We start from the raw sequence: 24828 nt of genomic DNA, 5'->3' as shown, positions 1-24828 counted from the left end.
ATATAGCGAAATATCTTGTTTTAGGTGTTTTTCATGCAAGAGCTTGCGCAAGCCGCCGTGGGTTTGTGCGGGTATTTTCATTGCTGATGCAAAGCGGATGAGGATGGAACCGTATGGGCTGTCCCAGCCACACAAGGATACGAATCTCTTGTGCTGGCACTCCCATGAAAGTCGATCCCAATCTTGAAGTGCAAACCCCCGCGCCCCTGAATCAACCGGCCCCGGCACGGATTGAGGGTGGGCTGCCGGTTCCGATAAACGCTCCGGTTGCTGACGATCTGAGTGTGCTGTTCACCCAGGAGGTCGAATTCAATGGCCGGGCGCTGGGCCAGCGCCAACTGGGCCTGCGGGCCCCAGCGGCCGAGCAGTTGACGCAGCTCTATGATCAACTGGGGCACCCGGCGCAGACGACAATGGCGACCGTTGCCCGTAACGTCAGGGTGCAACTGCTGGTCGGCGCCAAGGTCGGCAAGTTGATGGATATCACGGGCAACGACCCGGCGCGCGCGTATGTGGTGCTCAAGCACGTGGCGCTGCAGGCGGACGCCGAGGGGCGTACCGCCGAGGCGAGCCTGGCGCGCAGTTCGCTGGTTGACCTTGAGGCCCACTACAAACCACAGATCCAGGCGGGCCTGAACACCGCACTGGCATTGCAGGCCGGCAGTGATGACCCGCAGCTGCGCCAGGCGGTGCGCAGCCTGTATTACACCAGCGTGGTCACGACCCAATCGCTGGCGACCATTATGCAGTCGCTGCTGGGGCTGTTCGGGGGCGGGGACTTTGAGTCCGGGCTCAAGCTGATCCGCCGCGCCCTGGCCGACGATATTGCCGCGCAGACCTCTTCGGTAGACCGGGGCCAGTTGCGCACCCTGTTGCTGGGCTTGAATGACTGCAGCCGCCTGAGTGGTGTGCTCGCCCGCTGCAAGGATCTGATCGGCAAGTTCCTTCTGTTGTACCCCGAACTTCCCCTGGACGCGGTGGGCCTGTTGCAGCGCTTGCTGGGGTATGCGGCCAGCGGTCTTGCGCCCCACGAAATCAAGCACCTGGCCCGGGACCTGGGGGGCGATCAGTGGGCTCACCAATTACAGTCGCTGAGCACCTTTTTCCCGGAGCTCAAGGCCTTGCCGCTGGCCTGGTGGTGTGATGCAAGACGGCGCGAGGAGGCACTGAACAGCTACAAGCAGGTCCTGCTGGAGTACGCCACCCAGGAGCGAGGCACGCGGCATACCCACACGTGGCCGGAATTGAAGGCATGAGTGCTTTGCGGGCCATCAACGGCGTGCTGTTGAAGGTTGCACAACGCGCCGAGGTGCTGGGCGCGGTGGTGGTCATGGCCATTGTGTTTATCTTTATCGTGCCGCTGCCCACCTGGCTGCTGGATATCCTGATCGCCCTCAATATCTGTATTTCTTGCCTGTTGATCGTGCTGGCGCTGTACCTGCCGGGGCCGCTGGCGTTTTCATCGTTCCCGTCGATCCTGCTGCTGACCACGATGTTTCGCCTGGCGCTGTCGATTGCTACCACGCGCCTGATCCTGCTGGAGCAGGACGCCGGCGACATTGTCGAGGCGTTCGGCAACTTTGTGGTGGGCGGCAACCTCGCGGTGGGCCTGGTGATCTTCATGATCCTGACCCTGGTTAACTTCCTGGTGATCACCAAGGGTTCGGAGCGGGTTGCGGAAGTGGCGGCGCGTTTCAGCCTGGACGCGATGCCCGGCAAGCAAATGTCCATCGACAGCGACCTGCGCGCCGGCCTGATCGACGGCAACCAGGCCCGGGACAAACGTGAGCAACTGTCACGCGAAAGCCAGTTGTTCGGGGCCATGGACGGGGCCATGAAGTTCGTCAAGGGCGACGCCATCGCGGGGCTGATCATTGTCGTGATCAACTTGCTGGGCGGTTTCGCCACCGGCATGTTCCAGCATGGTATGAGTGCCGGCGAATCCATGGCTTTGTACTCGGTACTGACCATCGGTGACGGTCTGATCGCGCAGATTCCGGCCCTGCTGATCTCGTTGACCGCCGGCATGATCATCACCCGTGTAGCGCCTTCCGGGCGCAATAAAGGCAGCAACAACATGGGCGCCGAGATTGCCCGGCAAATGACCAGCGAGCCCAAGAGTTGGATGATTGCCTCGGTGGGCATGCTCGCCTTCGCCACGCTGCCGGGGATGCCCACGGTAGTGTTCATCCTGATTTCGTTGATGACCGGCAGCCTCGGCTATTTCCTGATGCGCCGCCGCCAGCGTGAGGAACAGTCGCAGGAACCGGCCACCGATACCGTCCCCCCAGAGCAGAACGGGGTGGAGGATCTGCGCGGCTTTGACCCGTCGCGGCCGTACCTGTTGCAGTTTCCGCTGGCCTTGCAGGAGAGCCCGCTGGTATCGGATGTGATCCACGGGGTGCGCCAGAGCCGCAATAGCCTGGTGACCCAGATTGGCTTGACCCTACCGCCGTTTGAAGTCGAGTTCGCCCCGGCATTGGCCGACGATGAGTTTCGTTTCTGCGTGCATGAAGTGCCGATATTGAAGGCCACGCTGGGACATTGGGTGGGCGTGGAAATGGCGGCATTTGCGGGCGAGCCCGCAAGCGGCAGCAGGGGCCTGGCGGAGCGCGACGAACAGGATTGGATGTGGTTTGCCCCCGATGACCCGCTGCTGGCGGACGAGCATCTGGCGCGCTCGACGGCCTACAGCCTGCTCCAGGAGCGCATGACGCGAGCGATGCTGCTCAGCGGCCCGCAGTTTCTCGGCATCCAGGAGAGCAAGGCGATTCTCAGTTGGCTGGAGTTCAACCAGCCGGAATTGGTGCAGGAGCTGCAGCGGATCATGCCGTTGTCGCGTTTTTCGTCGGTGTTGCGGCGCCTGGCCGGCGAGGGCGTACCGTTACGGGCGGTGCGCCTGATTGTCGAGGCGTTGATCGAGCACGGCCAGCATGAACGTGAGCCGGATGCCCTGGCCGACTATGCGCGTATTGCCCTCAAGTCGCAGATCCTGCACCAGTACAGCGAAACCGATGGCCTGCATGCCTGGCTGTTGTCACCGCACACCGAAAACGTGTTGCGCGATGCCCTGCGCCAGACCCAGACCGGGGTGTTCTTTTCTTTGGATAACGAAAGCAGTGCGGCGCTGGTCAGCTTGCTCAAGCAGGCCTTCTCCGTGCGCCCCAAGAGCAAAAGCGTGCTGCTGGTTGCGCAGGATCTGCGCAGCCCCTTGCGCACCTTGTTGCTGGAGGAGTTCAACCATGTGCCGGTGCTGTCGTTTGCCGAGTTGAGTGCATCGTCCAAGGTCAAGGTGCTGGGGCGTTTTGATCTGGCCCAGGAGAATCTGTTTCGAGAGGAAGTGGCATGAGGCCTGGCGATGTTTGAGCTACGAGTGCTGGATGGTTCGCGCCAGGGGGCGGCGTTGCCGCTGTTTGGCGGGCAATGGAGTATTGGTGCCCATCCGGAGGCTGACCTTTCGCTATATGACGAGGGGATTGCCGAGCGCCATGTGGTGCTGCGCTATATCGAGCAGTGCTGGTCGGTACAGGCCCAGGAGGGACTGGTGCGCGCCAATGACGGTCGGCTCCTGGCACAGATTGCCGACCTGGCACTGGATGTGCCGTTTTCGATTGGCAATATTCGACTGTGTGTGACCCTGGCTGATCAGCCGTGGCCGCAAGCTCCGGCTGCCGCGCCTGTTCCGTCACCCGCCAGGTCGGTCAAGGAGGCGGCTGCGGGGCTGACGTTGTCGTCGATCTCCGGGTCGCAGCAAAAGCGGTTGATCAGCCTGGCGGTGGTGGTCGCGGCCATCATCATGGCGGTGGGGCTGGCCACAACGGGAGAGCACGAGGCCCAGGCATCGTTGATGCCGGTACAGAACCAGAAAAGCGCGCTGGACTCACCCTACGAAGTCCGTCAGCAACTGCTGAACATGCTCGTCGAGCGGGAGTTGAGCCAGCGCGTCAGCCTACAGGTGGTGAATGGCCAGGTGGCGCTCGACGGTGATGTTTCCCAGGAGGATGTGGGGGTGGTATCACGCATGCTCAGTCGTTTTGGCGAGCAGTTCGAGACGCCTGTACCGGTGATCAGCCGGGTCAAGGAGCGCAGCTCGGTGTTCCCGTTCAAGATTCTGCAGATCGTCGGCGGGCCCAATGGCCATGTGGTCCTGGATGAAGGCAGCCGCCTGTTTGTCGGGGATGAAGTAGATGGCTTGCGCCTGGTGCTGATCGACAACAGCAAAGTGGTGTTCGACGGCGTACAGCGCTATGAGGTGCGCTGGTGAGTGCCGAATTGCAGGCACGCCTGGCCGCCTGGCAGCAGGACCGATCACAGGCACTGGCCAATTTCGCACCGGTCTCGGTGCGTGGGCGGATCCAGCGGGTCAATGGCATGTTGCTGCAATGCCGCTTGCCTCATGCGCGTATCGGCGATTTGTGCCAGGTGGAAAAGGCCACGGGCGACTACATGCTGGCCGAGATCATTGGCTTCGATCAGCAGGATGCGGTGCTCAGCGCCTTGGGCAATCTTGAAGGCGTGCGGGTGGGCGCCAGTGTCGAGCAGTTGGGCGTCTCCCATCGGGTGCGTGTCAGTGATCAGCTGTTGGGCCAGGTACTGGACGGCTTTGGGCGCCCGATCACGGGGCAGGGCGCCAGTGCATTTGTCGAGGCGCAGGCCGAAGACACCAGCCTGGTGTTGTGCGAGGCGCCGTTGCCCACCGAGCGGCCGCGGATTCATCGGGCGTTGTCCACCGGGGTCCGTTCGATCGATGGCCTGCTGACCTTGGGCGAAGGCCAGCGCGTCGGCCTGTTTGCGGGCGCCGGTTGTGGCAAGACCACCTTGCTCGCGGAGATCGCGCGCAACGTTGACTGTGATGTGATTGTGTTTGGCCTGATTGGCGAGCGTGGCCGCGAGCTGCGCGAGTTCCTCGATCACGAACTCGATGACCAGTTGCGGGCCAAGGCGGTGTTGGTGTGTGCGACGTCCGACCGCTCGAGCATGGAGCGCGCCCGGGCCGCCTTCACCGCCACTGCATTGGCCGAAGGTTATCGACGCAAGGGCAAGCGGGTGCTGTTGCTGATCGACTCCCTGACCCGTTTTGCCCGGGCCCAACGTGAAATCGGCCTGGCTGCCGGTGAGCCGCTGGGGCGTGGCGGCCTGCCGCCGTCGGTGTACAGCTTGCTGCCGCGCCTGGTGGAGCGTGCCGGGCTGACCCGCGAGGGGGTGATCACGGCGATCTATACCGTGCTGATCGAGCAGGACTCCATGAGCGATCCGGTGGCCGATGAAGTGCGCTCGCTGCTCGATGGCCATATCGTCTTGTCACGCAAATTGGCCGAGCGCGGCCACTATCCGGCGGTGGATGTGCTGGCCAGCCTGTCACGGATTTTGAGCAACGTCGCCGAGCCCGTGCATATCCAGGCCGGGACGGCACTGCGCCGCTTGTTGTCGGCGTACCAGCAGATCGAGTTGATGCTCAAGCTGGGGGAGTACCAGCCCGGCAACGATGCCCTGACTGACCTGGCCGTGGACAGTCGCCAGGCGGTGGATGGCTTCCTGCGCCAGGACTTGCGCGAACCGGCATCGATGTCGATGACCCTCGATCAATTGATGAGCCTGACGACCCATGTCCCTTTCTGAAATCGACACGTTGCGGCGCCTGCGCAGGCATCGGGCCGACCGTGCCGAGCGGGCGCTGCGTGAGGCCAAGCGGCACCAGCAAGCCTTACTGGCGCAAATCCAGCAGGCGCAAGACGCACTTGAGCAAACCCGCCTGGAGGAAATCCAGAAGTCCGCGCAGTTGTTGAATCAGCATCAAGGGCAGGTGCTCTCACTGCAGCAACTCAAGGCCTGGAGTACCCAGGAGCGCTCATTGGCTGCCGGAACCCAGCGCGAAGAAGGGCAGCTGCAGGCACTACAGGGCCGGCGCGAGGAACAGGTGGTTCACGTCGCCACTGCGCAAAAGCAAGTCACCCAATGCCTGCGCGAGGTTGAGAAGCTCCAGGAGTTGTCCGTTTTATTGACCCAGGAAGAGGTACAGGAAGAGCTATGACGCAAGTTCCAGCAAGCAAGCCTGAACGACCGCGCCCCCGTGAGCCACGCGCGGAACAGGAGCCTGCGCTGTCGGGTGTGGTGCATTGGGAGCAAGGACTGTTGTTTGCCCAACTGCTGGGCGGTGATGCGGAGGGTGCAGGTTACGGCACCTCGGCATCGGCAGCCGGAGTGTCAGCCGATGCCTTGATGATCGAGGCGATGACGGCGCAATTGACTCCCCGGATTCACGGGAGCGCGCAATGGCCTCTGCACGCGGTGCTTTACCTGCCGCGCCTGGGGCGGATCAACGCCAGCGTGCGCCGTGAACAGGGGGGCTGGAACATCGAGCTGGCGGCAGAGCAGGAACTTGCCGCGCGCTGGCTGACCGGCGTGCGGCAGGGCTGCCAGGAGCGCCTGGCCGAGGTGCTGGGCCAGCCCGTCGATTTGCATCTGGTCAATGTGGGCGCGGCATGATCATGCCTGCTTTAGCGCTGCCGCAGGTCAAGAGCGCCACGGTTGCGGCACGCCTGCGACTGGGGCGAGGCCTGCGCATGCCGTTCCAGGTGACGGGCCAGCACGGAGAGCTGCTGCTCGAGCCTGGGCGTGCGCCCAGGAGTGCTGCCGCGCTGTACTTCGAAAGTGCCTGTGGGCTATTGGCCTTCAGCGAGCCAGGGCCAATGTTCAGCCTGCTGGGGGAGTGCCCGGTGACGCTGGCAGAGGCCGGCAATGATCCGGATTCCTGGTTCTGGGAGTTATTCCAGCATCACTTGAGCCCTCAAGTGCGAGCGCTGTTCGGTTACCTGCGGCTGCGCACGGCCCCTGGAAAACTGAACTTCGGTTGCCGGCTCACGGTGACGCTGGGGCCCTCCAGGGTGGTGGGGTATCTGTTGCTGGCCCCCGAGAGCTTGCTGGCGCTGTGTGAGACCGGGCGCTGGCAGCCGACGGCCTTGCCATTACCGCCCTCGTTTCAGTTGGCGATTGCCGTGACGCTGGGGCGCTTGCTGCTGCCCGTGACGCAGGTGCGCAGCCTGCGTGCCGGCGACGTGCTGATGCTCGAACAAGCCTTTTTTGATGTGCGGGGCAATGGCCAGGTGCGCGCTGGCAAGCATCGCTTGCGCGGGTGCATTGACGATGAATCCGGGCCTGTGTGCCTGACACTTACATCTATCGAGGAAACGTCCGTGGACGAGGATCTTTCAGCACAACACTACTCGGAGTATGAAGACAATGATCTTGATGAACCGGTGGTGGATGTCTTTGGCCATGAGCCTTTCGACGAGTTGAGCATGGCCCTGAATGTACGCTGTGGCACCCTGAACCTGACCCTTGGCGAGCTGCGCAACCTGGCCCCTGGCGCGGTATTGAGTATCGCCGGCTACGCCCCCGGCATGGCTGGCCTGTACTACGGCGACCGGCCGATTGGCCAGGGCCAGTTGGTCGAGATGGATGGACGCCTGGGCTTGCAGTTGTCCCGTGTGATTTTCGCGCGATGACGCTGCAGGGGGTTGAACCCCTTATCCTGGCGCTGTTCATCGGGGCATTGGCCTTGATGCCGATGCTGTTGATCGTGTGCACGTCCTTTCTGAAAATCATCATTGTGCTGATGATCACCCGTAACGCCATCGGCGTGCAGCAAGTGCCCCCGAGCATGGCGCTCAACGGCATCGCGCTGGCGGCAACGTTGTTCATCATGGCGCCGGTGGGCTATGCGATCGTCCAGAACGTCAAGGACGCCCCGGTAGACCTGAGCAGTGTGCAACGGCTCCAGGAGACGGGGCTGGTGGCCATCGAGCCGCTGCGCCTGTTCATGACCCGCAACACCGACCCCGACATCCTGACCCACCTGGTGGAAAACACCGCCCGCATGTGGCCCCCGGAAATGGCGCAAAACGCCCACCGTGACGATCTCATGTTGCTGATCCCGGCCTATGTGATCTCGCAATTGCAGGCCGGGTTCGAGATCGGCTTCTTGATCTACATCCCGTTCATCGTCATCGACCTGATTGTCTCCAACCTGCTGCTGGCCCTGGGCATGCAGATGGTCTCGCCGATGACCATTTCCCTGCCCCTGAAATTGCTCCTGTTCGTGCTGGTTTCCGGGTGGTCGCGGCTGCTCGACAGCCTGTTCCTTTCTTATCTGTGAGTGATCTATGGAACCGATCGTGCTGTTCAAGCAGGGCATGCTGCTGGTGGTGGTGCTCTCGGCGCCGCCGCTGATCGTCGCGGTGATTGTCGGGGTGATGACGTCCCTGGTGCAGGCCCTGATGCAGGTGCAGGACCAGACCTTGCCCTTTGGGGTCAAGCTGGTTGCCGTCGGCATAACCCTGATATTGACCGGGCGCTGGATCGGCGTGGAGTTGATTCAACTGATCAATATGACCTTCGACATGATTGCCCGCTCGGCACTGAACTGAGGAACAGCCTTTGCTCCTTTATCTGGAATTTTTGCCCAGCCTGCTGATCAGCATGGCCCGCATCTACCCGTGCATGTTCCTGGTGCCGGCGTTTTGTTTCCAGCATGTGCGCGGCATGACCCGGCACACGATTGTGATGGTGCTGGCCTTGTTCCCTACGCCCGGCATCCATGCCGCGTTGATGGGCAAGGATTACTCGGCGCTGCTGCTTGCCGGGCTGGTGCTCAAGGAAGCGGCCCTGGGCCTGTTGCTGGGGGTGTTGCTGTTCATGCCGTTCTGGATGGTCGAGTCGGTCGGCGCGTTGCTCGATAACCAGCGAGGCGCCTTGGCGGGCGGGCAACTCAACCCCTCGCTGGGGCCGGATGCCACGCCGGTCGGGCATCTGTTCAAGCAGTTGGCGATTTTTCTGTTGATCACCACCCTCGGGCTGGGGGCGTTGACGCAGGTGATTTGGGACAGCTATCTGATCTGGCCACCCACGGCCTGGGTGCCACTGCCCGCAGTCAATGGTTTCAGCGTGTTCCTGGGGCTGCTCGGCGATACCTTCGTGCACATGATGCTCTACGCCGCGCCGTTCATCGCGGTGCTGTTGCTGCTGGAATTCGGCTTTGCCCTGCTGGGGCTCTATAGCCCGCAGTTGCAGGTGTCGACCCTGGCCATGCCGGCCAAGAGCCTGGCAGGCCTGGCCTTTTTACTGCTGTACTTTCCCCTGTTGGAAGATTTGATCGCCGGGCGCATGGGCCTTTTGCTCGACCTCAAGCACTCCCTGGGCGTGATGATTGGGGGCGTGGGGTCATGAGTGACTCAGGCGAGAAAAAACACGCGGCGACCCCCAAGAAACTCAAGGACCAACGCAAGAAAGGCCAGGTCGCACAGAGCCAGGACGTGGCCAAGTTATTGGTGCTTACCGCGATCAGCGAGATCGCTCTGTTTACTGCCCAAACCAGCCTGCAGCGCTTCCAGCAGTTGATGGCGCTGCCGTTTTCGCGCATTGGCCAACCGTTTGTTCGCGCCCTGGAAGAGGTGTTGATGGACGGCCTGGTGGTGTTTTTTTCGTTCGGCCTGTTGATGTGTGGGGTAGCGATTGCCGTGAAGCTGATGAGCAGTTGGCTGCAGTTCGGTTTTTTGTTCGCTCCGGAGAGCTTGAAGCCGGACTTCAATCGCCTCAACCCGCTCAATCAGGTCAAGCAGATGTTTTCTGCCCAGTCAGTGATCAACCTGTTGATGGGGCTCGCCAAGGCATTGCTGCTCTCGTTGATTCTGTATGTGGTGATCACCCCGTCCTTGGGGGTGCTGATCAACCTCGCCACCAGCGACCTGCAAAGCTACATCGTGGCGCTGATTACCTTGTTCCGCCATTTGCTGCACGCCTGCCTCGGGCTGCTGCTGGTGCTCGCGCTGGTCGACCTGGCCATGCAGAAGTACTTCTTTGCCAAGCGCATGCGTATGACCCAGGTGGAGGTGGTCAAGGAGTACAAAGACATGGAGGGCGATCCTCACGTCAAGGGCCAGCGCCGCTCCCTGGCCTATCAACTCGCCCAGGAAGAACCCAAGGTCAAGCTGCCCAAGCTTGAAGAGTCCGACATGCTGGTGGTCAACCCGACGCACTATGCCGTGGCGCTGTACTACAGGCCTGGCAAGACGCCGCTGCCCATGTTGGTCGACAAGGGCACGGATGCCCAGGCCCGCAAACTGATTGGCCGGGCCAAGGCTGCTGATGTGCCGGTGATCCAGTGTGTGTGGTTGGCGCGCATGCTGTATGAACGCAAGCTGGGCGCGCCGATCCCGCGGGAGACCTTGCAGGCGGTGGCGTTGATCTATCGCACCTTGCGTGAGCTGGATGATGAGGCCAAGCGCCAGACCCTGGAGCTGCCGGAGTTGGCGCGCCGCTAGGGCGCGCGGTGCACATCCAGGGCCTCGAGCCTGGCCAGGGAGAGCAGCCGGCTGACGATGTCATCGTGCGAATGGCCTTTTGGCGACCATGCATGCCAGATCACCAGGCTGCCCTTGGCATCGAGATAGACAAAGCAGCCATCGAACCCGATCGCGTGGGCAAAGCGCCGCTTCAGCACCTGGTCCAACTGGCCAGGCTGCAACGCCTCAGGCGCAATCTGCAAGGCCAGGCCGGCTTGGCGCCCGGCATTCAGACGGCACAGGCCAATGCCCGGACACAGCGACTGGTAGGCGACATTGCCGCTTACCAGATTGTCCAGGAGTACCTGGCGACGCGCACCCTCGTCGGGCAATCCCATGGTTGTCATTGCTCCAGCGAGATCGTCTGGTAATCGGCCCTTTCGCCCGAGGGGCCGGGTTCGACCCGCATCTGCGGCGGCCACCAGACCACCAGCTTGCCGGCGCTCGATTGTGGCCGTGAACAGGAGTCACCTTTGCACGTTGGTGTACAACCGCCCATCAACAGAGCCAGTGCGAAGAGGGTGATGCCGGCGAGTGGTTGTTTCATGGCGCAGTCTTCCGTGTTGGGGTGAGCAGGGACGGGCGGGAGATACCGATGTGTTCATCCTTGACCACCGGGCGCATGGCGATGAACACCTCAGCCTCTTCGCCCGGCTTGAGCCAGGCCCGTGGCCAGACGCTGACGGCCAGGGTCTGGGCGTTGCTGCATTCGTTTTCATCGATGCGCACGTTGCGTTTGAACTGGTTGCGCATCACCACCACCGCCACGTTGAACTGCGGGCCGGCGTACCACTGGCTGCGTTCGGTATTGAGCGCCAGCAACTCGCGAGGGTTGCACAAGGTGTTCAGGCCCAGGGGCATGGGCGCGGCCTTGAAGGCATCGGGTACCTGGCCGGTGACGAGGTGGGCGAGGGCGCTGGTGATCTCGCTGCGCTTGATCACCGGCGGGTGCCCGGCATAGCGCCTGGCCAACGGCTTGAGGGCTGCTTGCAGTTCCACCTGGTCGTCCTGGGGCAAGTAGCGTGACGGGTCGGCCTGGTCGCCGATCACCCGTGGGGTCAGGATAAACAGGCGTTCACGCCGGTTGTTTTTGCGCTGGGTTGAAGAAAACAGCGCCTTGCCCAGCAAGGGAATATCCCCCAGTACCGGCACTTTGTTTTTCTGGTCGGCGCTTTCGGTGACATGGAACCCGCCGACCACCAGCGAGCGTTTTTCCGCCATCACCGCCTGGGTGCTGACCTTGCCCCGGCGCACATCGGGGCCGATGCGCTCAGGGTTGGACTCGTCGAAGTTGCCGTCCTCGATATCCACCGCCAGATAGACCTGGTGGCTGCCGCGCGAGGTGATGACCCGCGGCACCACCTGGAAACTGGTGCCCACGGTGATGGGCAAGATGGTTGCGTTTTCGACGCCGGCGGTCAGGTACTGGGTGCGATTGAAGTCAATCACCGCCGGCTGGTTTTCCAGGGTCAACACTGACGGGTTGGACACCATGGTCGCCAGTCCCTTGGCCTCCAGGGCCCGGATGTCGGCGTAGAAGCGGTCACGGTTCTCGATCGATATTTGCGCGGAGGTGCCGGGCGCCATGTTCACACCGGCGCGAAAGCGACTGTTCTGAAAGCCCCAGTTGACCCCGAACTCGCGCAGTTGCGTGCGCTCGATATCAAGGATGATGGCGTCTATCTCCACCAGCTTGCGTGCCACATCGAGTTGAGCGATCAGTTCGCGGTACATTGCCTGGCGCTCTGGCAGGTCATAGATCAATACCGCGTTGTTACGCACATCGGCCTCGACACGGATCTTGCCTCGGGCAGGCGGTGCACGGGATGTGAGCGCCATGCTTGGCCCCGTCTGCCCCAGGGACGCTTGCGAGCCGAGCATCTGGTCCAGCATCGGGTTGCCCAGGCGGGGCAGGATCGGGGTTATGGGCGAAGGCTGCGATGACGAGGTGGGGCGTGGGTTCATTGACGACAGTGCCGAGGCATCGCGAGGCTCCAATAACCCGCGCAACATGCTGGCAACCCCCGGGATGACCAGCTTTTCGCCACGGTAATCAATCGGGCGGTCCGCCGCGTTGGCGAACTTGAGCGGGAACGTCAGCACGCTCTGTTTTTCGTCGGGAGATTTACGCTGGCTGCTGAAGTTCTTGATCTGCTCGATATAGCGCTTGGGGCCTGAGACCAGCACCACGCCATCGTCGGGCAGTTCGCCCCAGCCAAAACGGCTATCGAGCAGGCCAATATCGGTCAATGCCTGCTTCAAGTCAGCCACGGTCTCGGCGGACACCTCCAGGCGCGCGGACTCTTGCTGGTCCAGGGTGCTGATGTACAGCGTGTTGTTGTACATGTACCACTGGAAGCGGTGTTCTACCCCCAGCCTGTCGAGCATCGACTGCGGGGTGTTGGCGCGTATCTTGCCATTGACGTTGCCCTCCAGCAGGCCGTCGATCTGCAATTGCGTGCCAAAGGTCTGGGCGAAATCCTCCAGTACATCGCGCACCGGCTTATGTTCGGCTTCATAGGCGTATGCGGTGTTTTTCCATTCGGCGGGGATAGCGGCGAGGGGGCTCTGCAAGGGCGCCAGCAACCAGGGCAGCACCAGCAGGCAGCACCAACGGCGGCTTTTTTGGGGGGATGCAGGCGAGACGGCGCGCAAGCAAGTGCGCTTGTGGTTTTTGTTATACATGGAGCGTTCCCTGATTAGTGCGGCAGCGATCGGAGTGACGTGGGCTGGAACCTTGGGGTTGGTTTTGTGAGGCGCGTAATCATTGCGCGCCAGGTATCGCGCTGGTTGAGCAGGGCTTCGAGACTGTCCAATAGATGCTTTTCGCCGGCGCTGTGCGGTAGACACTGGACGAGCCAGAGCACACCCGTTGCAGGCGCCTGGGCGAGCGCTCCCTGAAAGTGACGCAGGCTTGCATTGCCCAGGCGCATCCAGGTGTGGAGGTGTGATTTGTCAGGCCGGCTTGAGGTCAGTTGGACGCGCAGTAACAGGGTGTCAGAACCGCGGCTGAGGATTATTTCGTCGTCATCCTCAAACAGTATTAGTTCTTCAGTACGGCTGTTCAACCAGTTACAAAGTAGCTCCTTCAATTTACTGCCCGCTGTCCAGGCCAGACTTGAGCAGCATATGCCTGGCTCTAATATGCTCGGTGTAAACGTATTCGGATTTGCGATTCTTCCTCAGCAGTTCGTAGAACAAAGCCATATCTTCCTCAGATCCAGAGTTGTCTTCCATCAAGTCGCGGACATCGTTTCTAGTGAGCTTCGCATCCTGTACAAGTCGTGCTCTATAACCTTCGTAGTAGTTCATGGCTTCGCTCCTTTTGTGTTTCCTCTCTGTGGTTTGTATTTCGAATTGGTTCCAGATGTAGCCATTTATTTTGGATACATATGCGTGTTTAAAATCAGCTGCCCAAGAACTTGTCGCTTTGTTCCTGGAAACTATCGCGCATGGCGGCCCAGCCGATACAGAAGTCTCCCTCTTCGGTCTGTAGCAGCAGTGTTTGAGGTTTGACCGTATCGTCAGCACGCAACGCCCAGAGCGTATTGTTGTGGCCGGCCAGGAAGTGCCTGGCGGCTTCCAGTTCCTGTGGATGGCATAGCAAAGCCGCCTTGACCAGCGGAACCTGGCTCGCCATCAATTGCTTGATCAGGGCCGCCATGCGTTGTGCAGGGGGCGTTTCTTCGAGCAGCAGATCAATAGCCTGGTTGGCGATAGACGAGGCATAGCGCTCAAGGTTGTCGTACATCGCCTGGCGCTCGACTTCCCAGCGTTTGAACTGCGCATCGGCACGTTGCCAGATCTCAAGGCCGGCCTGTTCCAGGAGCTTTTCACGCTGCTTTTCTGCCAACTTCAGCAATTTCCTGGCCTGGGCCTTGGCGTGTTCCAACACAGTGTTGGCCTGGGCATAACCCGCCAGCGTTTCGCGGGGGATCAGGGTTTCGGGAGTGGCAGCGGCACCTTTGGGCAAGTCGATTTTGTGTCGGCAAAACATCGTTTTCAGTCTCCATGGTCCTTGGCGTAAGGCGCTTTACCGTCGCTGTTGATCGTTGCAATCCGCCAGACTACGGCGTGCCAAAGGGTATCGAGGCGACTGTACGAGTCGCCCAGCGAAAGGGCGTTTTTCTCCAGCTCCAAGACGCGCCTGCGAGAAAACCTCAATCTGATTCTCTGCCAGGTTGGCGGGCTGACCCAGGTTCGTAGTAATTGCAGGGGGTCGTCATCGGGCAACAACATATCTGCAGGCAACGCCTTGGAGAGTCGGTTGCACCACTGGAGGAGGCTTTCATTCAATAGGCTGGCGTGGCTCGGGCGACACGTGCTGTCGACCAATGCCAGCACCAGGTCCAGTTGGTCCGGCGAGGCGAGCGCCAATTGAAGCAGGGTGGGCTGGGGCGGAGGAGGCAGGCAGGGGGCGATGCCGTATATCTTGCCTACCCATGAATGCCGACTGCGATACAGCCCATTCAGCGCAGGGTGTTCATCAGCCGCTCTCCAATCTTCACGCGAATACATCCAGGGGGTTGCCCACCACTGGACCCAAGCCAGGTTACTCATCGGGCGCGTGGGCCGGGGCGTTAGGGGATGGCGGCGGCAGTACGCGCTGGCCTCGGATCCGCCAGAACGTTACAGCGAGAATCAGCAGCACCAAAACGATCAGGGTGAATGTGACACTGGCCCGCCAAAATCCAATGTCGTCCCCGGGAACCAGGAATGGACCGAAATAGGCCAGGCGTTGCTGCTCCATGTAGGCCGTTGCCGGGACGAATACCACGGTCAATTTTTGCGGGTTTTCGGCAGTGTTGGTCATGCCAGGGATACTGCTGGCAACCAGCCGGCGCACACGGGCCTGGATGTTGTCGGGGTCGAGCCGGGGATCGTGTTTGATGAACACCGATGCGGAGGCGGGTTGCACCGGTTCACCCGGTGCGACTCGCTCGGGCAACACCACGTGTACCCGGGCGACGATGACTCCGTCGATGTTCGACAGCGTTGTTTCCAGCTCCTGGGACAAGGCATAGATATAGCGCGCCCGTTCCTCAAGCGGGGTCGAGATGACCCCTTCCTTGCGGAACGTCTCGCCCATGGTGGCGCGGGCGGCCTTGGGCAATCCCACTGCATCCAGGGTACGTACGGCGCGCCCGATGTCGGATGCGTTGACCATCACGACAACACCGTCTTTGGCGGGAACTTTGCTGGCGCGTATATGTTTGTCTGCCAACTCTGCGAGGACCTCGTTGGCTTCCTGCTCAGAGAGTTGACGGTGAAGTTCGACACGTTCACTACAGGCATTGAGCATAAATGAAAACGCTAGAACTAATGCAATACGCAGGGTGCGAGTCATGTTTATCTACTGAAGATTGCAGATTTTATCCACGCATTGTGCGGTTTTACCGACACTCTTGACGAGTAAATGCGTGAGCAATAGCGTATCGGACAGTTGGTCCGGGTATTTGCGCGCCTCGTCAAACTTATCGTCGCCACTCAGGGCACGCAGACTTTTGGTCATGCGTTGGGTTACGGAGGATAGTTTGCCTGATGCCTCGGAAAGCATACTTTGTGGCGTCGTATAAGTTGTCGTCGAATTTGCCGGCATTGACGGTGCCATGATTGAGGCAAAAAAGTTCACGTCGGTACTAGAGACAGATGAGTCTTGTGCGCTTGCGGCGCCAGCAAGATTATTCTCTTCAAAAGAACTTACTCTTCCTATAAACATATGGCGCCTATTACGTAAGTACTCAGGAGGGGAGGTGTAGCGCAGACTTTAAGTGGCCTTCCCGCTATCAAGCACCAGGAAGGCCAGAGGGCTGCCGGACTGATTACAAACGGAGTGCGTCAGCGGCTGTTTTTATACCTGCGGTATTTTGGTTCTCCGCAGTTTTCCAAGCGTTTTTCACACCATCTGCCCTCTTTTTTGCTTCTGCGGCTTCAAGGCCCGCGTCGGCCTGTTCTACACTCATACCACCAGCGCCGCTGCCGTAAGGGTTAGATCCGGAAGAGCCAATAGAACCGATACTCATATTTTTTACTCCGTACTTAACGTTGATCTCACTGGAATAGGGCGATCCTGAGAGGTGGTGTGTCACATCCAGTTTCGCTGTTCCATGATTTATGTGGCGCAGAAGATGTATGCGTTCCACGTGTTTCTGGAGGGTGTATTTCAAAAGGTGTAACTTTTTCAGCGCCGTGCGGGTGAGTTGTGCAAGGTACTCAGGTCAGTGATATTTCCAGTTGTTTCATCCGGTAATAAAGTGTGCGCTTGGCAACGCCTAGTTCGATGGCCACCACGTCGACGTTGTGGGCGTGGCGGTTCAGTGAGGCTTCAATCAGGGATTTTTCTATCTGCTGTAGCCGCTCCTTGAGAGGCATGTTCATGTCTGCGCGCGCTGCCTCGGGGACGCAAAGGGGGGCTAACCCCAGGACGAAACGCTTGGCCGTCGAACGCAGCTCGCGGACATTCCCCCGCCAGGGATGACACAGTAATTGTGTTAACAGGTGGCTGGGGGGGGGCGGCACAGGGCATTTGAAATACTCGGCCTCCTGCCGGATCATTTTCAGGAACAAGGGGATGATGCGATCTCGTTGCTCGCGCAGCGGCGGCAGGTTGATGTTGACCACGTTCAGGCGAAAGTACAGATCGCGCCTGAACGCTCCTTGCTCGACCATCTCATGCAAGGATTGCTGCGCGGAGGCGATCACGCGCATATCCACTGGAATAAATCGGGTTGAGCCCAGGCGCTCAACCCCCCGCGACTCCAACACCCGCAGCAATTTGGCCTGCAGGGTCAGCGGCATGCTGTCTATTTCGTCAAGATACAAGGTCCCCAGGTGCGCGGCCTCGACAGAACCTGCACGTGACTGCATCGCCCCTGTGTAGGCCCCGCTGTTGACACCGAACAGTTGGCTTTCGGCAAGGCTCTCCGGTATTGCCGCACAGTTGAGTGCGACGAAATTCCCCCGCCGCCCCGATAAGCAATGAACACGTTGCGCCAAGGTGTCCTTACCCGTCCCCGTTTCCCCCAGCAGCAGCATGTCAATGTTGAGCGGGGCGGTATTTATGATAGTTGTTTCGATGTCTGGGTATTCGTTGAATGGTGTATCTGTTTCAACTTCGTTCTGATAGGAGGCCGACATATTGCTATTGCTCCAATAGAGTTGTCGCTTCACTATTGTTTGAATTAGCGAATGATATTGACCAGTAGACCGCAAAATATCCAGGTTGTCATCGCGAAAGGATGTTGGAATGCGCCGCTGTTGTGCTTTAAGTGTTTAGGGCGTTGTTCTTGGGAAATATTCAAGTTTTTGTAGGAAGGTTATTTGTAGCTGTTGGTAGGAGAAGTCTTAAATGATTTATGAATGTTATTGATTAGGCAAATCTCATGCTTGAAGTGGTTGCGTCCTGTTTTTTAGATGTCTTTATTAAAAATATTTAACGATTGCTTGATGTTTCATGGGGCGCTTGAGCTGTTGGAGATCGGTATCGTTATTGGTGCGGCCATAAAAAAAGCCGATGCTGGGCATCGGCTTTTTTTGTGGGGGCATAGGCCGCCGGTGAAGCGTTATACGTTGAAGCGGAAGTGCATCACATCGCCATCCTTGACGATGTATTCCTTGCCTTCCAGGCGCCATTTGCCGGCTTCCTTGGCCCCGGCTTCGCCCTTGAACTGGATGAAGTCGTTGTAGGCGATCACTTCGGCGCGGATAAAGCCTTTTTCGAAGTCGGTGTGGATCACACCCGCAGCCTGTGGCGCGGTGGCGCCAACCTTGACGGTCCAGGCACGCACTTCTTCGACACCGGCAGTGAAGTAGGTCTGCAGGTGCAGCATTTCGTAGCCCGCACGGATCACGCGGTTCAGGCCAGGCTCTTCCAGGCCCAGGGCCTCGAGGAACATGTCTTTCTCTTCGCCGTCTTCCAGCTCGGCGATTTCCGCTTCGATCTTGTTGCACACCGGTACAACCATCGCGCCTTCTTCTTCGGCAATGGCCATGACCACGTCGAGCAGCGGGTTGTTTTCAAAACCGTCTTCAGCCACGTTGGCGATGTACATCACAGGCTTGGTGGTCAGCAGGTGGAAGCCTTTGATCACGGCCTTTTCGTCGGTGCTCATGCTCTTCATCAGGCTGCGTGCAGGCTTGCCCAGGGTGAAGTGTGCGATCAGCTGCTCAAGCAGGGCCTTCTGGACCACTGCGTCCTTGTCGCCGCCCTTGGCGTTGCGCGTGACCTTTTGCAGTTGCTTTTCGCAGCTGTCGAGGTCGGCGAAGATCAGTTCCAGGTCGATGATCTCGATATCGCGTTTTGGGTCGACGCTGTTGGAGACGTGGATCACGTTCTCGTCTTCAAAGCAGCGGACCACGTGGGCGATGGCATCGGTTTCACGGATGTTGGCGAGGAACTTGTTGCCCAGGCCCTCACCTTTCGACGCGCCAGCCACCAGGCCTGCGATGTCGACGAACTCCATGGTGGTCGGCAGGATGCGCTTGGGATTGACGATGGCCGCCAGGGCCTCCAGGCGCGGATCGGGCATTGGCACGATACCGGTGTTGGGTTCGATGGTGCAGAAGGGGAAGTTCTCCGCCGCAATACCGGACTTGGTCAGGGCGTTGAACAGGGTGGACTTGCCGACGTTAGGTAGGCCGACGATGCCGCAATTGAATCCCATGGTGTTTCCCCTCGGATAAGAGTCAGGCCTTCTGGCTGTGCAGGTTTTTCATCGCACGGTTCCATTCACCGGCGAAGATATCCGGCAGCACGCCGAGGGCAAAATCGATGCTGGCATCGAGTTTTTCCTGTTCGGCGCGTGGCGCACGACCCAGGACGAAATTTGAAACCATACTGGCAACGCCTGGGTGGCCAATGCCGAGCCGCAGGCGGTAGAACGTATTCTGATTGCCCAACTGCGCGATGATGTCGCGCAGGCCATTATGACCGCCGTGGCCGCCGCCTTGCTTGAGCTTGGCAACGCCGGGTGGCAGGTCCAGTTCGTCATGGGCCACCAGGATTTCCTCGGGTTTGATCCGGAAGAAGCCCGCAAGCGCCGCGACAGCCTGGCCGCTGCGGTTCATGTAGGTGGTGGGAATCAGCAGACGAACATCCTGACCCTGATGCGAGAAGCGCCCGGTCAGGCCAAAATATTTGCGATCGGCCACAAGGTTTACACCTTGGGCGTGGGCGATACGCTCAACAAAAAGGGCCCCCGCGTTATGCCGGGTCTGTTCGTATTCGGCGCCTGGATTTCCCAGGCCAACGATCAGTTTAATGGCAGTCACGACAGGGGCCCTTCCTTTGGAGTTGTGGATAACATCGCCGCAACCAACGGGCGGCGAAAGTGGACAACAAGAGATCATTTACTCAAGAGTAAACGCCGCGTTATCGCCCGCTTTCTCGCTACGTTTCGGTCCGCGATGTTTCCTCAAGCTCCGGCATTACAGAGTGAATTACTCTGCAGCGCCTTCTTCAGCTTCTGGTGCAACGCGCGGAGCGTGAACGTTTGCAACAGCTTTGTCATCACCGTGAGCCAGTGCGACGAACTCAACGCCTTTAGGCGCCTTGAGGTCGGACAGGTGGATGATGTCGCCGATTTCAGCAGCCGACAGGTCGACTTCGATGAACTCAGGCAGGTCTTTCGGCAGGCAGGTCACTTCGATCTCGGCTACAACGTGCGAGATTTCGCCGCCTTTCTTGATCGGAGCAGCTTCGCCAACGAAGTGCACAGGTACGATAGCGGTCAGTTTCTGACCGGCTACAACGCGTACGAAGTCAGCGTGCAGCACGTGGCCTTTAGCTGGGTGACGTTGCAGGGCCTTGATGATGACGTTCTGCTTTTTGCCACCTACGTTCAGCTCGATGATGTGGCTGTAGGCCGCATCGTTTTCGAGCAGTTTGGCAATTTCTTTAGCCAGCATGCTGATGGATTCAGGGGCTTTTTCGCCACCGTAGACTACAGCTGGAACCAGGCTTGCGAGACGACGCAGGCGGCGGCTCGCACCTTTCCCCAGGTCGGAACGCACTTCAGCATTCAAAGTAAAATCGTTCATGTTGTATCTCCAAAATAACCACATTCGCCCCAGCGTTTGCGACCAGCGCTAAAGGCGATATGGGCAAAAAAGCCCCGCCCCAGCAGAGTGCTGGGGCGGGGCGCTTTTCGTCAGGTTGATGCTGCCAAGGTTTGACCCTTAGCGGAACATCGCGCTGATCGATTCTTCATTGCTGATACGGCGAACCGCCTCAGCAACAACCGGGGCGATATCCAGTTGACGGATACGCGCACAGGCTTGAGCAGCTGCGGACAACGGGATGGTGTTGGTCACCACCAGTTCGTCCAGCACGGAGTTCTCGATGTTCTCGATCGCTCGGCCCGACAGCACAGGGTGTGTGCAGTAGGCGAAGACTTTAGCCGCACCGTGCTCTTTCAAGGCTTTTGCCGCGTGGCACAGGGTGCCGGCGGTATCGACCATGTCATCGACCAGAATACAGGTACGCCCTTCGACATCACCGATGATATGCATCACTTCAGAGTGATTGGCTTTCTCACGGCGTTTGTCGATGATCCCGAGGTCCACGCCCAGGGATTTGGCAACAGCCCGTGCACGCACGACGCCACCAATGTCCGGGGACACGATCATCAGGTTTTCAAAGCGCTGGTCTTCGATGTCATCCACCAGGACGGGGGAGCCGTAGATGTTATCTACTGGAATATCGAAGAACCCCTGGATTTGGTCAGCGTGCAGGTCAACCGTGAGAACACGGTCGATACCTACCACGGTCAGCATGTCAGCGACGACTTTCGCGCTGATAGCCACACGTGCAGAACGCGGACGGCGATCCTGACGGGCATAACCAAAGTAAGGGATTACAGCTGTGATTCGAGTCGCTGAGGAGCGGCGGAAGGCATCAGCCATCACGACGAGTTCCATCAGGTTATCGTTGGTCGGAGCGCAAGTCGGCTGAATAATGAAAACATCTTTACCGCGGACATTTTCATTGATCTCGGCTGTAATCTCGCCGTCGGAAAATTTACCGACAGAGATGTCACCGAGAGGGATATGCAGCTGACGTACAACACGCCGAGCCAGATCGGGGTTGGCATTCCCCGTAAAGACCATCATCTTGGACACGCGCAGTACCTAGAGGCTGAGGGTAACCTGGATGAGTATAGAAAATGGCAGGGGCGGCTGGATTCGAACCAACGCATGGCAGGATCAAAACCTGCTGCCTTACCGCTTGGCGACGCCCCTGTATCTGTTGCAACGAGTACCCAGTACTCGGTTCCTTTAGAGCAGACTTTGCAACTTGCGATGCAACATCGAAACGTTGCTTCCCTTTGCTACAAACCCTGTAAGGGTCTCTGTAAGAAGGGCCGAGACTTTATCAGCTTCAGCTTTGTTTGGGAAGCCCCCAAACACACAACTTCCAGTTCCGGTGAGTTTTGCTTCGGTAAATTTACCTAACAAATTCAAAGCGTTACGTACATCTGGATAACGCCTTGCTACCACCGGTAAGCAGTCATTTCGACTGTTTCCCTTGGGAACGGGGCGCACTTTAATGGGAGAAGAGTTACGTGTCAACAACGGATCTGAAAAAATTTCTGCTGTACTTACAGATACTTGCGGAACAAGCACGACATACCACGGCTCTTCGGGGTCTACGGGTGTGAGTTTTTCCCCGACACCCTCAGCAAATGCGGCGTGTCCACGCACAAAAACCGGGACGTCGGCGCCCAGGGTCAGGCCCATTGCGGCCAGGCGATCTTCGTCCCAACCCAGTTGCCATAAGTGATTGAGACCGAGCAGGGTGGTCGCGGCATTCGAGCTGCCGCCGCCGATGCCGCCGCCCATGGGCAGGATTTTATCGATCCAGATATCGATGCCCAGCGTACAACCGGATTGCTGCTGAAGTTTTTTTGCGGCCTTCACGATCAGATTGCTGTCGTGGGGTACATCGGCAAATTCGGTGTGCAGTTGAATCACGCCATCGTCGCGCACGGCGAAGGTCATCTCGTCGCCGTAGTCGAGAAATTGAAACAGCGTCTGCAACTCGTGGTAGCCGTCTTCACGACGACCGAGGATGTGCAGCATCAAATTGAGCTTGGCCGGGGACGGCAGCGTCAGGCGTTCAGTCATGTCACTGCCCCAGTTTGCGTGGTTGCCAGTCTTTGATCACCAGCGTGACATCAAGGTTGGAGCCGTGCAGCTTGATACGTTCGGGCAGCCAGTAGCCGCTTTGTTCCACGTAGCTCAAGTATTCAACCTGCCAGCCATCCTGTTCCAGGGTGGCCAGGCGACTGTCGCCATTGAGGCTCAGGCGGCTCTTGCTGTCAGGTGCGGGCAGCCCGCGAACCCACCAGACCAGGTGCGAGACTGGCAGCTTCCAGCCGACCTGCTCTTCGAGCAAGGCCTCCGGTGACGGCGCTTCGTAGCGGCCCTGGTTGGCTACCTCGAGGCTCACTTGTCCCGGTCGACCGGTCAGGCGTGCAGCGCCACGGCCCAGGGGGCCGGAGAGGCGGATGTCGTAATAGTCTTGGCGTTGCAGCCAGAACAAGGTGCCGCTGCCCGAATCCTTCGGTGCGCGAACCCCGATCTTGCCCTCGATCTGCCAGCCATCAATGCTGCTGAGCTGATCCTTGTGCTGTCGCCATTGTGCCGGGTTGCCCTGGCCTTCGACGGACTCACGGGCACCGAAGCCCGCACAACCGGCGAGCAGGGCGATAAAACTGAAAACGATGGCGTGGCGCAAAAACATAGAATTAAAGAGTCTCGGATCCGGTCAGGCGCTTGATGGTGCTGCGCAGGATAGGGCTGTCGGGTTGTTCCTTGAGGAACTTGGCCCAGATTTGTCGGGCTTCGCGCTGGTTGCCTTTGGCCCAGAGCACTTCGCCCAGGTGCGCGGCGACTTCCTGGTCGGGGAACCGCTCCAGGGCCTGACGCAGCAGGCGTTCGGCCTCGTCGAGGTTGCCCAGGCGGTAATTCACCCAGCCCAGGCTGTCGAGCACCGCCGGGTCTTCCGGGTTGAGCTGGTGGGCCTGTTCGATCAGGGCCTTGGCCTCGGCATAGCGCGTCGTACGGTCTGACAAGGTGTAGCCCAGGGCGTTCAGTGCCATGGCATTGTCCGGGTCGCGCTTGATGATCAGGCGCAGGTCTTTTTCCATCTGGGCCAGGTCATTGCGTTTTTCGGCCTGCATGGCGCGGGTGTACAGCAGGTTCAGGTCGTCGGGGTATTGCAGCAGGGCCTGGGCGAGGATTTTCCAGGCGCGCTCCCCCTGATTGTTGGCCGACAAGGTTTCGGCCTGGATCAGATACAGCTGGATAGCGTAGTCCGGCTCGGCATCACGGGCAGCGGCCAGGCGTTTTTCGGCTTCGTCGGTGCGGCCGTTATTCATCAGGATATCGGCCTGGCGCAGTTGTGCCGGCAGATAGTCATTGCCGGGGCCGACCTGGGCGTATTCGATCAGTGCGCCTTGCGGGTCATCCCGTTCCTCGGCGATGCGCCCCAGGTTCAGGTGGGCCGAATCGACATGGCTTTCCCGCGCGATCAGGTCTTCCAGGTAGCCCTTGGCTTCTTCCCAGGCCTTGGCTTCCAGGCAGACCAGTGCCAGGGAGTAACGCAATTCGTCATCGTCCGGGTATTGCTGGACCAGGCTGGCGAACTCGACCTTGGCGTCTTCCATGCGGTCCTGTTCCACCAGCATGCGAGCGTAGGTCAGGCGCAGGCGCTTGTCGTTCGGATACTTCTTGATGCTTTTTTGCAGCAGGGGCAAGGCTTCCTTGCCGCGATTGAGGCTTTGCAGCAGGCGTGCGCGCAGCAGCAGCGGGGCGATTTCACCTTCTTCCGGCGGGTTCTGCTCCAGCAGCTTGAGAGCCGCTTGCGGTTCATCATCCTGTTGCAGCAGCAGCGCCTTGCCAAAGACCAACTGGCCATTGCTTGGGTGCTTTTGCAGCAGGCGGTCGAAACTCTTCATCAGGCCATCGCGGGTGTCCTGGTCGGTGTCGGCGGCCGACAGGGCGAGGAAGTCGAAATGGGTGTCGCCCTTGCCCTGCAAGACTTTCTCCATATAGACCATGGAGTCGTCGTAGCGCCCGGCACGTGCCAGCTGGATCGCCGCGGCGCGCTGGGCTTCCAGGTCGTCCGGGGCGTTTTTCGCCCAGATCAGCGCGGTATCCAGGGCGGCCTGGTCTGCGCCCAGGTACTCGGCGATGCGAAACGCGCGCTCGGAGATCCCCGGGTCCTGGGTGTTGATGGCCTGGGTCACGTAGTTATCCAGGGCAATGTCGAAACGATTGCGCTGGCCGGCCAGCTCCGCGCTCAGCAGGCTGAACACTGTTTCTTCGCTGAACGAGGAATAAACCTTGGGTTTTTCAGGGGCGGGGGTGCTGTCTTCCACCGGCGCAGGATTCTGCGGCGATACGGGGGCCATGGACTGGCAGCCGCCGAGGAAGGCAAGGGCAAGGAGCAACGCGGAAGATCTATTCATATAGGAAGAGGACGACT

General features: G+C 59.6%; 27 protein-coding genes and 1 tRNA gene. 11 read left to right on the top strand and 17 right to left on the bottom strand.

Annotated elements, in window-relative coordinates:
* The first annotated feature begins 164 nt into the window (after positions 1 to 164).
* The 11 genes from sctW to sctU are packed head-to-tail and all read left to right on the top strand — an operon-like array spanning position 165 to position 10319.
* Entirely contained in the window at positions 165 to 1256 is a 1092-nt protein-coding gene (gene sctW, locus HBO11_RS24190; protein WP_169954834.1) for a type III secretion system gatekeeper subunit SctW, read from the top strand.
* The gene (gene sctV, locus HBO11_RS24185; RefSeq protein WP_169954835.1) at positions 1253 to 3349 is read left to right on the top strand and encodes a type III secretion system export apparatus subunit SctV; all 2097 of its coding nucleotides are present in this window, start codon (positions 1253 to 1255) and stop codon (positions 3347 to 3349) included. The genes sctW and sctV overlap by 4 nt, the downstream gene beginning before the upstream one ends.
* Before the next feature lie 9 nt (positions 3350 to 3358).
* On the top strand, positions 3359 to 4264 hold the full coding sequence (locus HBO11_RS24180; protein WP_169954836.1) for an FHA domain-containing protein: 906 nt from the start codon (positions 3359 to 3361) through the stop codon (positions 4262 to 4264).
* Positions 4261 to 5619 (top strand): FliI/YscN family ATPase, encoded by a 1359-nt coding sequence (locus tag HBO11_RS24175; RefSeq protein WP_169954837.1) that lies wholly within the window; start codon positions 4261 to 4263, stop codon positions 5617 to 5619. Before HBO11_RS24180 ends, HBO11_RS24175 begins: the two co-directional genes overlap by 4 nt.
* The gene (locus HBO11_RS24170) at positions 5606 to 6031 is read left to right on the top strand and encodes a YscO family type III secretion system apparatus protein (protein ID WP_169954838.1); all 426 of its coding nucleotides are present in this window, start codon (positions 5606 to 5608) and stop codon (positions 6029 to 6031) included. The genes HBO11_RS24175 and HBO11_RS24170 overlap by 14 nt, the downstream gene beginning before the upstream one ends.
* Complete coding sequence (locus tag HBO11_RS24165) at positions 6028 to 6486, top strand: type III secretion system HrpP C-terminal domain-containing protein (protein WP_169954839.1); 459 nt, start codon at positions 6028 to 6030, stop codon at positions 6484 to 6486. Before HBO11_RS24170 ends, HBO11_RS24165 begins: the two co-directional genes overlap by 4 nt.
* Complete coding sequence (locus HBO11_RS24160) at positions 6483 to 7505, top strand: FliM/FliN family flagellar motor switch protein (protein ID WP_169954840.1); 1023 nt, start codon at positions 6483 to 6485, stop codon at positions 7503 to 7505. The genes HBO11_RS24165 and HBO11_RS24160 overlap by 4 nt, the downstream gene beginning before the upstream one ends.
* Entirely contained in the window at positions 7502 to 8155 is a 654-nt protein-coding gene (gene sctR / locus HBO11_RS24155) for a type III secretion system export apparatus subunit SctR (RefSeq protein ID WP_169954841.1), read from the top strand. The genes HBO11_RS24160 and sctR overlap by 4 nt, the downstream gene beginning before the upstream one ends.
* Before the next feature lie 7 nt (positions 8156 to 8162).
* The gene (gene sctS / locus HBO11_RS24150; protein WP_169954842.1) at positions 8163 to 8426 is read left to right on the top strand and encodes a type III secretion system export apparatus subunit SctS; all 264 of its coding nucleotides are present in this window, start codon (positions 8163 to 8165) and stop codon (positions 8424 to 8426) included.
* 10 nt (positions 8427 to 8436) lie between these two features.
* Entirely contained in the window at positions 8437 to 9225 is a 789-nt protein-coding gene (gene sctT / locus HBO11_RS24145; RefSeq protein ID WP_169954843.1) for a type III secretion system export apparatus subunit SctT, read from the top strand.
* On the top strand, positions 9222 to 10319 hold the full coding sequence (gene sctU / locus HBO11_RS24140) for a type III secretion system export apparatus subunit SctU (protein WP_169954844.1): 1098 nt from the start codon (positions 9222 to 9224) through the stop codon (positions 10317 to 10319). The genes sctT and sctU overlap by 4 nt, the downstream gene beginning before the upstream one ends.
* Here the strand turns inward: sctU and HBO11_RS24135 are convergent.
* The 17 genes from HBO11_RS24135 to HBO11_RS24055 form a co-directional block, all read right to left on the bottom strand.
* Complete coding sequence (locus tag HBO11_RS24135) at positions 10316 to 10678, bottom strand: transcriptional regulator (protein WP_169954845.1); 363 nt, start codon at positions 10676 to 10678, stop codon at positions 10316 to 10318. The genes sctU and HBO11_RS24135 overlap by 4 nt on opposite strands.
* A 5-nt stretch (positions 10679 to 10683) precedes the next feature.
* Positions 10684 to 10887, bottom strand: a complete 204-nt coding sequence (hrpT, locus tag HBO11_RS24130; protein WP_169954846.1) for an HrpT family type III secretion system protein — start codon at positions 10885 to 10887, stop codon at positions 10684 to 10686.
* Positions 10884 to 13025: a type III secretion system outer membrane ring subunit SctC gene (sctC, locus tag HBO11_RS24125; RefSeq protein ID WP_169954847.1), complete on the bottom strand. Its 2142-nt coding sequence runs from the start codon at positions 13023 to 13025 to the stop codon at positions 10884 to 10886. The genes hrpT and sctC overlap by 4 nt, the downstream gene beginning before the upstream one ends.
* 408 nt (positions 13026 to 13433) lie before the next feature.
* Positions 13434 to 13652, bottom strand: coding sequence for a hypothetical protein (locus HBO11_RS24120; protein ID WP_169954848.1), 219 nt, complete (start codon positions 13650 to 13652; stop codon positions 13434 to 13436).
* A gap of 94 nt (positions 13653 to 13746) precedes the next feature.
* Positions 13747 to 14337: a type III secretion system stator protein SctL gene (gene sctL / locus HBO11_RS24115; protein ID WP_169954849.1), complete on the bottom strand. Its 591-nt coding sequence runs from the start codon at positions 14335 to 14337 to the stop codon at positions 13747 to 13749.
* 555 nt (positions 14338 to 14892) lie between these two features.
* Positions 14893 to 15687 carry a type III secretion inner membrane ring lipoprotein SctJ gene (sctJ, locus tag HBO11_RS24110; protein ID WP_169954850.1) on the bottom strand — a complete coding sequence of 265 codons (795 nt, stop codon included), beginning with the start codon at positions 15685 to 15687 and terminating at the stop codon, positions 14893 to 14895.
* Between the two features lie 6 nt (positions 15688 to 15693).
* On the bottom strand, positions 15694 to 15852 hold the full coding sequence (locus HBO11_RS24105; protein ID WP_169954851.1) for a type III secretion system rspB: 159 nt from the start codon (positions 15850 to 15852) through the stop codon (positions 15694 to 15696).
* A gap of 310 nt (positions 15853 to 16162) precedes the next feature.
* Positions 16163 to 16507 carry a hypothetical protein gene (locus HBO11_RS24100; RefSeq protein WP_169954852.1) on the bottom strand — a complete coding sequence of 115 codons (345 nt, stop codon included), beginning with the start codon at positions 16505 to 16507 and terminating at the stop codon, positions 16163 to 16165.
* Between the two features lie 46 nt (positions 16508 to 16553).
* Positions 16554 to 17477: a sigma 54-interacting transcriptional regulator gene (locus tag HBO11_RS24095; RefSeq protein WP_170059003.1), complete on the bottom strand. Its 924-nt coding sequence runs from the start codon at positions 17475 to 17477 to the stop codon at positions 16554 to 16556.
* 425 nt (positions 17478 to 17902) lie between these two features.
* Positions 17903 to 19003, bottom strand: a complete 1101-nt coding sequence (ychF, locus tag HBO11_RS24090) for a redox-regulated ATPase YchF (RefSeq protein WP_099167955.1) — start codon at positions 19001 to 19003, stop codon at positions 17903 to 17905.
* Positions 19004 to 19025: 22 nt separating this feature from the next.
* Positions 19026 to 19610: an aminoacyl-tRNA hydrolase gene (pth, locus tag HBO11_RS24085; protein WP_003208389.1), complete on the bottom strand. Its 585-nt coding sequence runs from the start codon at positions 19608 to 19610 to the stop codon at positions 19026 to 19028.
* Positions 19611 to 19778: 168 nt separating this feature from the next.
* On the bottom strand, positions 19779 to 20378 hold the full coding sequence (locus HBO11_RS24080; RefSeq protein WP_169954853.1) for a 50S ribosomal protein L25/general stress protein Ctc: 600 nt from the start codon (positions 20376 to 20378) through the stop codon (positions 19779 to 19781).
* A gap of 138 nt (positions 20379 to 20516) precedes the next feature.
* A complete protein-coding gene (locus tag HBO11_RS24075) occupies positions 20517 to 21458 on the bottom strand; it encodes a ribose-phosphate pyrophosphokinase (protein ID WP_003171603.1) in 942 nt (313 codons plus the stop codon).
* A 45-nt stretch (positions 21459 to 21503) separates the two neighbouring features.
* Positions 21504 to 21578: transfer RNA gene (locus HBO11_RS24070), tRNA-Gln, on the bottom strand.
* A 36-nt stretch (positions 21579 to 21614) separates the two neighbouring features.
* Complete coding sequence (ispE, locus tag HBO11_RS24065) at positions 21615 to 22463, bottom strand: 4-(cytidine 5'-diphospho)-2-C-methyl-D-erythritol kinase (RefSeq protein ID WP_169954854.1); 849 nt, start codon at positions 22461 to 22463, stop codon at positions 21615 to 21617.
* 1 nt (position 22464) lies between these two features.
* Positions 22465 to 23082, bottom strand: coding sequence for a lipoprotein insertase outer membrane protein LolB (gene lolB, locus HBO11_RS24060; RefSeq protein ID WP_070996768.1), 618 nt, complete (start codon positions 23080 to 23082; stop codon positions 22465 to 22467).
* Between the two features lie 4 nt (positions 23083 to 23086).
* Positions 23087 to 24811, bottom strand: a complete 1725-nt coding sequence (locus HBO11_RS24055) for a tetratricopeptide repeat protein (protein ID WP_169954855.1) — start codon at positions 24809 to 24811, stop codon at positions 23087 to 23089.
* Positions 24812 to 24828: the final 17 nt, after the last annotated feature.

Origin of the sequence: Pseudomonas sp. WS 5010 (assembly GCF_012985565.1) — a bacterium.
Lineage (GTDB): Bacteria > Pseudomonadota > Gammaproteobacteria > Pseudomonadales > Pseudomonadaceae > Aquipseudomonas.
This window is presented reverse-complemented; position numbering and strand designations above follow the sequence as displayed.